Below are 12741 nucleotides of genomic sequence, written 5' to 3' on the forward strand. Positions count from 1 at the left end.
GCCGGATCACCAGATCCAGTCGCCCTTGCCCAGCACCGACACCGCTTCGACGATACGGTTGAAGCTGGCGCGGGCCCGGCCGACCGTGTGCCTGGCCCGGAGATAGCCATGCACCAGCCCCGGCTCCTCGGACCAGCTGGCGTGTCCGCCTGCGGTAAGGATGCGGTCGCGGTAGGCCTCGCCGTCGGACGACAGCGGGTCGCATTGCGCGGTGATCAGCACGGTTGGCGGCAGTTTGGTGAAATCGGTGTCGGCGAGCGGCGACAAGGTGATGTCACCAGTACCGTCAGCGCCGCCGGTGCGGATGTGCTTGTAGAATTCGAGATCGCGCATGGTCAACATCGGTGCTTCGGCGTGCGCGACATACGAGCCCTTCGAACGGTCGCCGCCGAGGCCCGGATAGATCAGCACCTGGCCGATCGGCTTTTTGGCATGGCCACGCGTTGCGTGAGCAACAGCCGCGCAGAGATTGCCGCCGGCGCTGTCGCCGCACAGCAGAATAGGGCGGTCGTAGGTTTTGGCTGCCCATTCGAAGGCACGTAAAGCATCGTCGAAAGCGGCCGGGTGCAAATGCTCCGGCGCCAGCCGGTAATCGATGGAACCCACCTCGTAACCGGTGCGGGCGCAGAGCTCGGCGCAGACATCGTCATGGCTGTCTAGGCCGCCGAGGATGAAACCCCCGCCATGGATGTAGAGCACCATCGCCGCCGTGTTCGGGGTAGCGCTGCGATAGATGCGGATCGGGATGTCGTGTGATCGGTTGGCAATGAAAGTCGTTTCCGCCGTCACACCATTGGGATAGCCGGCAAAGAACTCGCGGCACATCCGGTCATAAATCGCACGCTGCTGGGCGATGGTGTAGTCGATCGTATCGGGCGGGTAATAGGAATTGGTCCGCTCGATGAAGGCCCAGGTCTCGGCATCGATGAGGGTTTTGTAGTCGGTCATGCAGCTCCTTTACCTCCCCCTTGATGGGGGCGGTCGCCGCGGAGCGGGGGGGGGGGCGGGTGGCGCATCACCCCACCCCGGACCTTCGGTCCGACCCTCCCCATCGAGGGGAGGGTAAAGAGGCTACTTCCCCTTCCACACCGGGTCGCGCTTCTCCGCAAACGCCCGGAACCCTTCCATACCGTCCTCGGAGCCATAAAGCGCATCGACCGTCGCCAGTTGCCGGCGCGTGACGCGGTTCATGGCATCCTGGAAGGTCAGCGCCTCGGCCACCCGCGCCGTCTCCTTGATCGCGGCAAACACCAGCGGCGGGCCGCTGGCCAGTAGCCTTGCGACCTCCCAGACGCGGTCTTCAAGCTTTTCCTTGGGCAACACTTCGTTGACCAGGCCCCAGCGATGCGCTTCCGCTACATCCATCCAGCGGCCGGTGAGCAGCAAGTCCATGGCGACATGATAGGGAATGCGCTTCGGCAGCTTGATCGTCGCGGCGTCCGCTAGCGTGCCGGCGCGGATTTCGGGCAGTGCGAAGGAGGAGTGGTCGGAGGCGAAAATGAGGTCGCAGGACAGCGCCAACTCGAAGCCGCCGCCGACCGCCATGCCGTTGACGCAGGCGATGACCGGCTTGTTCATGTCGCGCAGCTCCTGCAGGCCGGCAAAGCCGCCGACGCCATAGTCGCCGTCGACCGCGTCGCCACCGGCGGCTGCCTTCAAATCCCAGCCGGCGCAGAAGAACTTGTCGCCGGCGGTCTTGACGATGGCGACGCGCAGTTCCGGGTCGTCGCGGAACGCCTTGAAGGTCTCGCCCATCAGCCGCGAGGTCTTGAGGTCGATGGCGTTGGCCTTGGGCCGGTCGAGCGTGACCTCGAGGATGGTGCCTTCGCGGCGAGTTGAAATGACGTCAGACATTCTTCTTCTCTCCCAGCACCAGCAGCGCGTCGGCAATCCAGGCGCCCTTGCCCTCGGCGCAGACGATCAGCGGGTTGATGTCGAGTTCCTCGATCTCTCCGGCATTCGTCTGCACGAAGCCGGCAATGCCGGCGATGGCGTCGATGGCAGCCCCGACATCGGCCTTGGGCCGGCCACGATAGCCGTCGAGCAGCGGAAACAGTTTGAGGCCACGCAGGGCGGCCTCGATGTCGTCGCGCGTCGCCGGCAGCATGAGCGTAACGCTGTCGCGCAACAGCTCGACCAACACGCCGCCGGTGCCCAGTGTCATGACCGCGCCGAACATCGGATCGCGGGTGAAGCCGACGATCAACTCGGCAACGCCGTCGCGCACCATGCGTTCGACATAGAGGCCGGTGCCGAGCGGCAGCAGATCATGCGCGGCCGTGCTGACCGATTCGGCGTCCTTGAGATTGAGCCTGACAGCGCCGACCTCGGATTTGTGGGTGACGCCGAGCGCCTTCAGCGCCACCGGGAAGCCGAGCGCCATGGATGAGATGACGGCCTCGACAGCGTTAGCGGCACGTTCTGCCTTCGGCACCGGCAAGCCGGCCTTGATCAGCCGCGCCTTGGCTTCGGCCTCGTCAGGGGTGACATGATCGCCGCCGGCAGCACCGGCAGCCGATGTGTCGATCGGCTGCGCCTGCGGCTCGGCCCAGGCCCAGCCGATGAAGGCTGCCGCGCCTGCGGCGTCCATGGCCTCGGAAATGCCGAACAACGGCACCATGCCGCGCGCCATCAGTTCGGCGGTATATTCCTCCGGCAGGTTCTCCGGCAGCGAGGAGACGATCGCACCATGCGCCTTGTTGGTCTTCAGCGCCGATTCGAAGGCGCGCAGCGTCGCCCACCAGTCGGTGACCGAGCAGCGGTCGGGGCGCGGGAAATCGAGCACCAGCATGTTGAGGTCGAAACCGCCCGACACCATGGCGGTGAAGGTGGCGGTCATCGCCGGTTCGTTGTTCCAGATGAAGGTGTGATAGTCCAACGGGTTGGCGACCGCGACCAGCGGCCCGAGCGTCGATTTGACATGGGCGCGGTGCTTGCTGGTGAGCTCCGGGAAATTGACCCAGCGGCCTTCGGCGCTGTCGGCCATGACAGAGGCTTCGCCGCCCGAGCAGCTCATCGATGACAGTCGATAGCCGGGCAGTGGTCCTGTGACATGCAGAAGCTTCAGCGCCTCGATAAAGGCGGGGATGGAATCGACGCGGGCAATGCCGAGCCGCCGCAGGAAAGCGCCCGAGGCAGCGTCCGAGCCAGCCAGCGATGCCGTGTGCGAGACCGTCGCCTGCCGCGCCTGTTCGGACCGGCCGACCTTCATGGCGATGATCGGCTTCTTCAGTTCGCGCGCCCGCGCCGCCAGCTTCTCGAAGCCGGCTACCGAATCGAAGGCTTCGATGTGCAGACCGAGCGAGGTGACGCGCTCGTCCTCGATCAGGCCGAGCGCCATTTCGGAGAGGCCGGTCTGCGCCTGGTTGCCGGCGGTCATCAGGAAGGCGATCGGCAGGCCGCGCTTCTGCATCGTCATGTTGATGGCGATGTTGGAGGACTGGGTGATGATGGCGACGCCCTTGGCGCCTTCGGGCAGCCTGATGCCGCCATGCTGGTCGGGCCATAGCAGCGCGCCATCGGCATAGTTGATCAGGCCGTAGCAGTTCGGCCCGATGATCGGCATCTGGCCCGCGGCAGCCACCAGTTCGGCCTGCAGCCGCTCGCCGTCATCGTCATAGGCCTCGGTCTCAAGAAAGCCCGCGGCAAAACAGACGGCGCCGCCGGCGCCGCGCTCAGCCAGCGCCTTGATTACCTCGATGGTGAGATGCCGGTTGACGCCGACAAAGGCAGCGTCCGGCGCGTCGGGAAGGTCGGCGACCGAGCGATAGGCCTTGCGGCCGGCGACCTCGTCCTTGTTCGGATGCACCGGCCAGATTTCGCCGGCAAAGCCCATCTTGATCGATTGCGCGACGACGGCAGCGGCCTGCGCCCCGCCGAACACGGCGATGGATTTTGGACGCAGGAGACGTTCAAGCTTATGCATGGTTTATGCCCCGAACGGGCGCAGCAGCGCCCGCGAAATGATGTGGCGCTGGATTTCCGACGTGCCTTCCCAGATGCGCTCGACGCGGGCGTCGCGCCAGATGCGCTCCAGCGGCAGGTCATCCATCAGCCCCATGCCGCCATGGATCTGGATTGCTTCGTCGGCAACAAAGGCGAGCATTTCGGTAGCCTTCAGCTTCGCCATGGCCATGTCCTGGTCGGTGACGGTGCCCTGATCGTACTTCCAGCCGGCTTCGAACACCATCAGGTCCGCCGCCTTCAATTCCGTCGCCATGTCGGCGAGCTTGAACGACACGCCCTGGAACTTGCCAATCTGCTGGCCGAACTGCTGGCGCTGCGCCGAATATTCGATGGCATGACCGAGCGCCCGCTCGGCGCGGCCGAGGCAGGTGGCGCCGACCTGCAGGCGCGTGGCGCCGAGCCAGGAATTAGCGACGTCGAAACCCTTGTGCACTTCGCCGAGAACTTGGGCTCCCGGCAGGCGGCAATCGTCGAATTCGAGGATGGCATTGGTGTAGCCGCGATGCGAGACGTTGCGGTAGCCGTCGCGCACGGTGAACCCCCTGGTGCCCTTGTCGACGAAGAAGGCGGTGATCTTCTTGCGCTTGCCGCGCGGCGTTTCTTCCTCGCCCGAAGCCATAAAACAAATCGCGAAATCGGCGAGATCGGCATGGGAGATGAAATGCTTGGTGCCGTTAAGGACCCAGTCGTCGCCGTCCTGCACCGCGGTCGCCTTCATGCCTCGCAGGTCGGAGCCGGCGCCGGGCTCGGTCATCGCCAGGCAGTCCCACTTCTCGCCGCGGATGCACGGGAACAGGTACTTTTCGCGCTGCTCGGGCGTGCCGGCGAGCAGGATGTTGGAGGGGCGCGCGACGCAGGTCCAGTGCAGCGCATAGTTGGCGCGGCCGAGTTCCTTCTCGTAGAGCAGCCAAGTCACCGTATCGAGGCCGGCGCCACCGACATCGGCCGGCATGTTGGCCGCATAGAGCCCGGCTTCGATTGCCTTGACCTTGATCTCCTCGATCAGCTCGCGGCGCAGCACGCCGGTGCGCTCGACCTCGCGTTCATGCGGGTAAAGCTCGTTCTCGACGAAAGCGCGCGTCGTCTCGACAATGAGCTTCTGTTCCTCCGACAGCCCGAAATCCATGGTCTTCAGCCCTTCTTCTTTTTCTTCGGTTTTTCCGCCTTCTTTACCGGCTTGGATGCCTTGGACTTCTCGGCGGCCCTGGATGCGGCCGGCTTCTTCGCCGCCAGCTTGGCCAATTGCCTGGTATAGTCCTTGTGCAAGGCGCCGGCGCCCCAGCCCTTGCCTTTGTTCTGTTTCGACAGAGCATCCATGATCGCGACCAGATTGTCGTCGCGGATCTTTTCCAGCTCACGGATCGACAGGCCATGCGCCTGGTCGTCCGACTGGGTGGCGATCAGATCAACCAGCTCGTCGTTGAACTCCGGGACGTCCATCAGCTTGGTCCACGGCCATTTCAGGCACGGCCCGAACTGCGCCATAAAGTGGCGCATGCCGGCCTCGCCGCCGGCGACGCGGTAGACCTGGAACATGCCCATCTGAGCCCAGCGCAGGCCGAAGCCATAGCGCATGATGTCGTCGAGTTCCTCGACCGTGCAGATGCCGTCCTTGATCAGCCACAGCGCCTCGCGCCACGCCGCCTCCAGCAGGCGGTCGCCGACAAAGGCCTCGATCTCCTTACGGATCACCACCGGCTTCATGCCGATCGAGGCATAGATTTCCTTGGCAACCTCGATCGCTTCGGGGAACGTCTGCTCGCCGCCGACGATCTCGACCAGCGGCAGCAGGTAGACCGGGTTGAAGGGATGTCCGACAACCAGACGTTCCGGATGCTTCTTCATCGCGACCTGCATGTCGGTCGGCTTGAGGCCGGAGGTAGACGAGCCGACTATGGCGTTCGCCGGCGCATAAAGGTCGATCTCGGCCAGCACGCGGTGTTTGAGGTCGAGCCGCTCCGGCACGCTCTCCTGGATGAAATCGGCGTCGGCCACCGCCTCGGCGATGGTCTTGGCAAAGGTCAGTCTGCCTTCCCTGGGCAGGCCGCCTGGAACCATCTGCTTGTAGGCGCGGCGCGCGCCCTTCATCACTTCCGAGACCTTGCGCGATGCCTCCGGATCGGGATCGAAGATCGACACGTCGATGCCGTTGAGCAGCAGCCGCGCCACCCAGCCGGCGCCAATGACACCGCCGCCAATGGCGGCTGCCTTGTTGATGATGCTCATGGTCAGGCTCCGGTTCTTGTCTTGGCGGTTTCGGGGTCGATGAGAGGCACGCGCTCGCCGGAGCGGATCACGAAGGGGTCGTAGGCCTTGCGGGCGAAGACTTCGAGCACGAAGGGCCAGAAGAATTCGATCGGCAGCGTGTCGTAGTCCGGATCGAAGCTCGACTGGTCCCAGCGTTCGCAAAACTGGTCGCAATCGTCGAAATAGGCATGGCCGGCGAAGCGGTCGCGAGCATGGCGGTTGCCGCCGAGATGATGCGCGTAATAGAGCCGCTGGAAGTCGCCATGCTTTTCCACCACCCAGGTGCATTGCTCGCGCACGAAAGGTTTCAGGATCGAGGCGGCGTATTCGTCGTGATTGTACGGTGCGTAGATGTCGCCGATGTCGTGCAGCAGCGCGCAGGCGATCCAGTCGGTGTCGGCGCCGTCGCGCCAGGCACGAGTCGCCGCCTGCAGCGAATGGCCGAGCCGGGTGATCTTGTAGCCGGACAGGCCTTCGTCGAGCTGCACCAAAGCGTCGAGCAGCCGCTCGCCGGTCCTGGCGGCATAGTCGATCTCATGGGCGGTCAGGAACTCGTAGTCTTGCCTGTCGCCATCCTTCATCGCGGTGAATTTGACGGTAGCCATCGTCAACCTCCGCTTAAGCCGCCGCTGCGATCGGCGCCCGCTTGGTCAGGTTGAGCTTCCTGCGCACTTCCTCCGGCCCAAGGATCCTGGCGCCGAGATTGGTGACGATGCTGGCCGCGCGCTCGACGAGCTGCGCATTGGTGGCCAGCACGCCCTTGTCGAGCCAGAGATTGTCTTCGAGACCGACGCGGACATTGCCGCCGGCGAGCACTGCAGCGGCTGCATAGGCCATCTGGTTGCGGCCGATGGCGAAGGCCGACCAGTTCCAGGTCGACGGCACGTTGTTAACCATGGCCATGAAGGTGTTGAGGTCGTCCGGCGCCCCCCACGGCACACCCATGCAGAGCTGCACCAGCGCGTCGGGATTCAAGACCTTTTCTTCGACCAGCTGCTTGGCGAACCAGAGGTGGCCGGTATCGAAGGCTTCGATCTCCGGCTGGACGCCGAGCGCCGTCATCATGCCGCCCATTGCGCGCAGCATGCCGGGCGTGTTGGTCATGACATAATCGGCCTCGGCGAAGTTCATGGTGCCGCAATCCAGCGTGCAGATTTCCGGCAGGCACTGGCGCACATGTTCCATGCGGTTGGTGGCGCCGCCCATGTCGGTGCCTTTTTCATTGAGCGGCAGCGGCGCTTCCGGTGAGCCGAACACCATGTCGCCGCCCATCCCGGCGGTCAGGTTCAGGATCACATCGACTTCTGCCGCGCGGATGCGGTCCGTCACTTCGCGGTAGAGATGGACATCGCGGCGCGGCTTGCCGGTCTCGGGGTCGCGGACATGGCAGTGGACGATGGCGGCACCGGCCTTGGCCGCATCGATCGCCGAATCGGCGATCTGCTTGGGCGAGCGTGGCACATGCGGGGAGCGGTCCTGCGAGCCGCCGGACCCGGTCACGGCACAGGTAATGAAAACCTCACGGTTCATCGCGAGCGGCATGGACATCTCCTCCCCATAGAAACAGACCCTAACAATGACCGACTTGCCGGAAACTGTTTTGCAATTTACGAAGCTCTCGTGATCAAAAGCGAAAAACCGACCATCTTTCGCGCTGAGCGATCGCCGCTCAAGGTGACGCTGCTGGTGTTTTCAGGCTCGTCCATCATGTGCGTGGCGTCGACCGTCGACCCGCTGCGCGCCGCCAACCGCATCTCAGGCGAGACGCTGTTCGATTTCAAACTGGTCTCGGTCACCGGCGAGGCGCCGGTCACCACATGCGGCCTGCCGGTGGCGGTCAGGGGCCGCTTCGATGCGGCCGAGCCGACCGACGTGCTTGTCGTCGTCGCCGGCTTCGGCACCCAGAATTACGCGACATCGGCTCTGCTTTCCGGATTACGGCGAGCGGCCCGCGCGGCTCGCGCCTGCGGCGGCGTCGAGGCCGGCACATGGCTGGTGGCGCGCGCCGGCCTCCTCGAAGGCCGCAGCGCCACCACCCATTGGGAAGACATGGAGGATTTTTCCTCCGCCTTTCCCGGCGTCGACGTGCGTCCGGACCGCTACGTCATCGACGGACCGGTGTTCACCTCGGGCGGGGCGTCGCCGACCTTCGACCTGATGCTGCATCTGATCCGCACCCGGCTCGGCATGGCCGTCGCGCTCGATGTCGCCAGCGTCTTCATCTACGACCAGGCGCGCGCCGCGACCGACGCGCAGCCGCTGGTCTCGCTCGGCCGGCTCGACGGCTACGACCCGCGTCTGGCGCAGGCTATCCGGCTGATGGAATCGCATGTCGACCAGCCGCTGACCATCGACGCGGTGGCAAAACGCGCCGGGGTGACGGCGCGGACATTGGAGAGCATTTTTCGCAAGTCGATCGGCGAGACGCCGGGCGCATATTATCTCAGGCTGCGGCTGGGCGCGGCGCGGCGGCTGGTGGTCGACACGCGGATCGCCATGGCGGATATTGCCGGGCGGACGGGGTTCTCGTCCGCCGCGGCATTTTCCAGAGCGTTTTCAAGAGCGTTCGGCGAAGCCCCGGTCAGGCTGCGCCGAGGTTGATGCTTGTCGCCCAAAAGTGTGTCGCGGTTTTGAGATAACGACATGCACAGACAAAGGGAGATCAGGCTGCGTTCTGTCGTTCGCCGCCGGCGTCCATCTGCGAGCGGATCTGCCTCGCCAGACGGAGTTCAAATCGGCTGCTGACAGCCCGATCCCATTCGTTTTTCACGCTGTCGGTCGGCCGCGGTAGCGCCATCAGCCGGTCGATGATCTATCCGGTCTCGCCGGATGAGAGCAGGGCGTCGATTTCGCGTTCGTATTGCATTATCGGTTCGCCTCCTTCCTTTTCACCCGCCACAACGGACCTCTTATACGAGATACGTGACGGCAGTTTGAAGGCAAGAGCGAGGTCATTGAGGGGCGCCAAAGGGCAAACCCTTGTCGTCGGATAAGGTCTTGCGCAAACCCCATTCCGGGGCGGCCGGAATGTTATCCAGCCACCCTTGAGCACAACGAATCGGCTTTCCGCCCTCAGACGTAGCGGTTGACGATGTTTTCCAGCAACTCCTGGCGGCCGGAGCGTGGCTGCGGCTCGATCTTCTTCTTCACCACGCGCTCGGCGATGTCTTCCAGCGAGCGCTTGCCCGACAGCATCGCCTTGCCCTCGGCCGTGTTCCAACCGGCATAGCGCTCGGCCAGCGGACCCGACAGCGCCTTGTCCTCGACCATCTTGGCGGCTGCCTTGAGGCCTCGTGCGCAGGAATCCATGCCGCCGATATGGCCGATCAGCAGGTCCTGCGGGTCGAGCGACTGGCGGCGCAGCTTGGCGTCGAAATTGGTGCCGCCGGTCTTGAAGCCGCCGGCCTGCAACACCTGGTAATAGGCCAGCGCCATCTCGGGCACATTGTTGGGGAACTGGTCGGTGTCCCAGCCCGACTGGTAGTCGTTGCGGTTCATGTCGATCGAGCCGAAGACGCCGAGCGCATTGGCCAGCGCCAGCTCGTGCTCGAAGGAATGGCCGGCGAGAATCGCGTGGCCCTGCTCGATGTTGAGCTTCACTTCCTTCTCCAGCCCGAAGCGCTTGAGGAAGCCGTAGACCGTGGCGACGTCGTAGTCGTACTGATGCTTGGTCGGCTCCTGCGGCTTCGGCTCGATCAGGATCGTGCCTTTGAAGCCGATCTTGTGCTTGTAGTCGACGACGAGACTGAGGAAGCGCCCGGCCTGCTCCTGCTCGCGGGCAAGATCGGTGTTGAGCAGCGTTTCATAGCCCTCGCGCCCGCCCCACAGTACATAATTCTCGCCCTTCAGCCGCTTCGTGACGTCGATGCAGCTTTTCACCGTCGCCGCCGCATAGGCGAAGACATCCGGATCGGGATTGGTGGCGGCGCCCGACATGAAGCGGCGGTTGGAGAACAGGTTGGCCGTGCCCCAGAGCAGTTTGACGCCGGTCTTCTTCATCTTGGCGGCAAAATAGTCGGCGATCTCGTCGAGCCGCGCGGCACTTTCGGAGAAATCCTTGCCTTCCGGCCGCACGTCGGCGTCGTGGAAGCAGAAATAGGGCGCGCCGAGCAGCGAGAACATCTCGAAGGCGACGTCGGCTTTCAGCTTGGCCAGTTCCATCGTGTCGACGCCGCCAGCCTTGGGAAACCAGGGCCGGTCGAAGGTCTGGCCGCCAAAGGGATCGCCGCCCGGCCAGGCGAAAGAATGCCAGTAGGCGACGGCGAAGCGCAGATGGTCTTCCAGCCGTTTGCCGGCCACCACCTCGTCGGGATTGTAGAAGCGGTAGGCCAGCGGATTGGTCGAATCCGGCCCCTCATACTTGATCGCTTTGATGTCGCCGAAAAATCCGCTGCTCATGATTTCTGTCCTCTCTCGAATAGTTCGCCCTGATTACCTCAGGCGTAATTGGTTTCGCTCTCGCTTGGGGTGAAAAGGCTCGTGTCAAAGCCACTCAACGAAGGAGACAGACCATGACCGACCTCAACACGATCGCCGAGAACTACATCACCGCCTGGAACGAGGCCGATGCGGATCGCCGTGCCGAACTGCTCAAGGCCACCTTCACCGAAGACGTCAGCTACCGCGATCCGCTCATGCAGGGCGACGGCCACGCCGGCGTTGCTGGGCTGATCAACGGCGTACAGCAGCGCTTCGCCGGCTTCCGGTTCTCGCTGAAGGGTACGCCGGACGGGTTTGGCGACCGCATCCGCTTCTCGTGGAATCTTGGGCCGGAAGGCGTGCCGTCGGTTATCGAAGGCACCGATATCGGTGTTATCGAAAATGGGCGCCTGAAGAGCGTCACCGGGTTTCTGGACAAGGTGCCGGCGCAGTGATCGATTAAGGGTGGCGCGAGACACCCCCCTCTGCCCTGCCGGGCATCTCCCCCGCAAGGGGGGAGATTGGCTGGCATCCACGCCTTCGCTAATCACCCACCTTACAAGACTGGCATACCCGCCGACGCTGCCGATCTCCCCCCTTGCGGGGGAGATGCCCGGCAGGGCAGAGGGGGGTGTCTCGCGCTCACTCACGCCATGGCGCCCTTGATCGCCGGATACAGCGCCCGGTAGCGCTGATAGGCATCGGCATACGCCCCGCCAAGCGGGACATCCGGTTCGATCGTCGCATCCGTCCTCGGCGCCGTGCACACCTCCAGCGGATCAGCCCCTGTCGCCGCGATCAGACCAAGCCTCGCCGCGCCAAAGGCAGCACCGAAATCGCCGTCGGCCGGAATGTCCACGGGCACCTGCAGCGCCGTGGCGATCGCCTTCAGCCAGTAGCGCGAGCGCGAGCCGCCGCCGATCGCCGTCACCCGCGTCAAGATCGTGCCCGCCGTCTTCAAGGCTTCGAGACTGTCGCGGAAGGCGAAGGCGACGCCTTCTAGCACGGCCTGCGTCAGCACTGCGCGGCCGGATTCATGCGCCAGTCCGGTGAAGGACCCACGAATGACGGAATCATTGTGTGGCGTACGCTCGCCCGAGAGGTAGGGCAGGAACGACACACCGCTCGGCGCTTTCAGCACATCGCCAAGTTCGGCGGTCAATTCGCCGGCCTTCTTGCCTGAAATCTCCGACAGCCAGTTCAGCGAGTCGGTCGCAGACAGGATGACCCCCATCTGGTGCCAGGTGTTGGGCAGGGCATGGCAGAAGGTGTGGACCGCACTTGCCGGATTGGGCAAATAGGACGCGTTGGCGGCAAACAGCACGCCAGATGTGCCCAGCGACACAAAAGCGTGGCCGGCGCCGACCGTGCCCATGCCGCAGGCCGAAGCAGCATTGTCGCCGGCGCCGCCGGCAACCGGGGTGCCCGATGCTATGCCCCAGCTGGCGGCCAGTTCGGCGCGCAAGGCGCCGGCCTTCTCCGTGCCTTCGACCAGCGACGGCATATGCCTTTCGTCGAGCGATGTCGCCGCAAGCAATTCGGGGGACCAGCGCCGTTTGCCGACATCGAGCCAGGAGGTGCCGGCCGAGTCGGACATTTCTGAGATATGCTCGCCGGTCAGCCAGAGCCGCAGGTAATCCTTCGGCAAAAGCACCTTCCCCACTTTGGCGAAGACGGAGGGCTCATTGTTCTTCACCCAGGCGAGTTTCGGCGCCGTGAAGCCGGGGAAGACGATGTTGCCGGTGAGTTGGCGAAAGCGCGGGTCTGCATCGAGCGCCGCGGCCTCAGCGTGGCTGCGCGTATCGTTCCACAGGATGCAGGGGCGCAGCACCTGGTCGCCGGCATCGAGCAAGGTGGCGCCATGCATATGGCCGGAAAGGCCGATGCCTTTGACCGCGGCAAGCTCTTTCGGGTGGGAGGCTTTCAGCTCGGCAATGGCCGCATCGCAGGCGCGGATCCAGTCGGCGGGGTTTTGTTCGGACCAGCCGGGATGCGGCCGCGATACGTCAAGCGACGCATGGCCGGAGCCGATGATTTTCTGCCCGGCATCGATCAACAGCGCCTTGACGCCCGACGTGCCGAGATCGAGGCCGAGATACATGCATTCCT

At 64.4% G+C, this 12741-nt stretch carries 11 protein-coding genes; 2 read left to right on the forward strand and 9 right to left on the reverse strand.

Annotated elements, in window-relative coordinates; translation table 11 throughout:
* Nucleotides 1-6: 6 nt before the first annotated feature.
* The 7 genes from NKH22_RS05410 to bcoG all read right to left on the reverse strand — a co-directional run bounded on the left by NKH22_RS05410 (nucleotide 7) and on the right by bcoG (nucleotide 7755).
* A complete protein-coding gene (locus NKH22_RS05410; protein WP_023696924.1) occupies nucleotides 7-948 on the reverse strand; it encodes an alpha/beta hydrolase in 942 nt (313 codons plus the stop codon).
* 123 nt (nucleotides 949-1071) lie between these two features.
* Complete coding sequence (locus NKH22_RS05415) at nucleotides 1072-1854, reverse strand: carnitinyl-CoA dehydratase (RefSeq protein ID WP_023696923.1); 783 nt, start codon at nucleotides 1852-1854, stop codon at nucleotides 1072-1074.
* Nucleotides 1847-3925 carry an acetate--CoA ligase family protein gene (locus NKH22_RS05420; RefSeq protein ID WP_023711295.1) on the reverse strand — a complete coding sequence of 693 codons (2079 nt, stop codon included), beginning with the start codon at nucleotides 3923-3925 and terminating at the stop codon, nucleotides 1847-1849. Before NKH22_RS05420 ends, NKH22_RS05415 begins: the two co-directional genes overlap by 8 nt.
* 3 nt (nucleotides 3926-3928) lie before the next feature.
* Nucleotides 3929-5092, reverse strand: a complete 1164-nt coding sequence (locus tag NKH22_RS05425; RefSeq protein WP_023696921.1) for an acyl-CoA dehydrogenase family protein — start codon at nucleotides 5090-5092, stop codon at nucleotides 3929-3931.
* Between the two features lie 5 nt (nucleotides 5093-5097).
* On the reverse strand, nucleotides 5098-6192 hold the full coding sequence (locus tag NKH22_RS05430) for a carnitine 3-dehydrogenase (protein WP_352909099.1): 1095 nt from the start codon (nucleotides 6190-6192) through the stop codon (nucleotides 5098-5100).
* A 2-nt stretch (nucleotides 6193-6194) separates the two neighbouring features.
* A complete protein-coding gene (locus tag NKH22_RS05435; RefSeq protein ID WP_023715529.1) occupies nucleotides 6195-6818 on the reverse strand; it encodes an HD domain-containing protein in 624 nt (207 codons plus the stop codon).
* A gap of 13 nt (nucleotides 6819-6831) precedes the next feature.
* Nucleotides 6832-7755, reverse strand: coding sequence for a 3-dehydrocarnitine:acetyl-CoA trimethylamine transferase BcoG (bcoG, locus tag NKH22_RS05440; protein ID WP_352909101.1), 924 nt, complete (start codon nucleotides 7753-7755; stop codon nucleotides 6832-6834).
* A 78-nt stretch (nucleotides 7756-7833) separates the two neighbouring features.
* On the opposite strand from bcoG, the gene NKH22_RS05445 reads away from it, so the two are divergent.
* The gene (locus tag NKH22_RS05445; protein WP_023668864.1) at nucleotides 7834-8814 is read left to right on the forward strand and encodes a GlxA family transcriptional regulator; all 981 of its coding nucleotides are present in this window, start codon (nucleotides 7834-7836) and stop codon (nucleotides 8812-8814) included.
* Nucleotides 8815-9285: 471 nt separating this feature from the next.
* Here the strand turns inward: NKH22_RS05445 and xylA are convergent, their stop codons facing one another.
* A complete protein-coding gene (gene xylA, locus NKH22_RS05450; RefSeq protein ID WP_023684279.1) occupies nucleotides 9286-10611 on the reverse strand; it encodes a xylose isomerase in 1326 nt (441 codons plus the stop codon).
* Between the two features lie 113 nt (nucleotides 10612-10724).
* Between xylA and NKH22_RS05455 the strand changes: the two genes are divergently transcribed.
* Entirely contained in the window at nucleotides 10725-11087 is a 363-nt protein-coding gene (locus NKH22_RS05455; RefSeq protein WP_352909102.1) for a nuclear transport factor 2 family protein, read from the forward strand.
* A gap of 191 nt (nucleotides 11088-11278) precedes the next feature.
* On the opposite strand, the gene xylB is transcribed toward NKH22_RS05455, so the two are convergent.
* Complete coding sequence (gene xylB / locus NKH22_RS05460) at nucleotides 11279-12733, reverse strand: xylulokinase (RefSeq protein ID WP_352909104.1); 1455 nt, start codon at nucleotides 12731-12733, stop codon at nucleotides 11279-11281.
* Nucleotides 12734-12741 lie beyond the last annotated feature (8 nt).

The organism is Mesorhizobium sp. M1252 (assembly GCF_040318265.1).
In the GTDB taxonomy this organism is placed as follows: domain Bacteria; phylum Pseudomonadota; class Alphaproteobacteria; order Rhizobiales; family Rhizobiaceae; genus Mesorhizobium.

Coding starts and splice junctions, on each gene's coding strand:
- xylB (WP_352909104.1), bottom strand. CDS start 12,733: ATGTATCTCGGCCTCGATCTCGGCACGTCGGGCGTCAAGGCGCTGTTG.
- xylA (WP_023684279.1), bottom strand. CDS start 10,611: ATGAGCAGCGGATTTTTCGGCGACATCAAAGCGATCAAGTATGAGGGG.
- bcoG (WP_352909101.1), bottom strand. CDS start 7,755: ATGCCGCTCGCGATGAACCGTGAGGTTTTCATTACCTGTGCCGTGACC.
- NKH22_RS05455 (WP_352909102.1), top strand. CDS start 10,725: ATGACCGACCTCAACACGATCGCCGAGAACTACATCACCGCCTGGAAC.
- NKH22_RS05435 (WP_023715529.1), bottom strand. CDS start 6,818: ATGGCTACCGTCAAATTCACCGCGATGAAGGATGGCGACAGGCAAGAC.
- NKH22_RS05415 (WP_023696923.1), bottom strand. CDS start 1,854: ATGTCTGACGTCATTTCAACTCGCCGCGAAGGCACCATCCTCGAGGTC.
- NKH22_RS05425 (WP_023696921.1), bottom strand. CDS start 5,092: ATGGATTTCGGGCTGTCGGAGGAACAGAAGCTCATTGTCGAGACGACG.
- NKH22_RS05410 (WP_023696924.1), bottom strand. CDS start 948: ATGACCGACTACAAAACCCTCATCGATGCCGAGACCTGGGCCTTCATC.
- NKH22_RS05420 (WP_023711295.1), bottom strand. CDS start 3,925: ATGCATAAGCTTGAACGTCTCCTGCGTCCAAAATCCATCGCCGTGTTC.
- NKH22_RS05430 (WP_352909099.1), bottom strand. CDS start 6,192: ATGAGCATCATCAACAAGGCAGCCGCCATTGGCGGCGGTGTCATTGGC.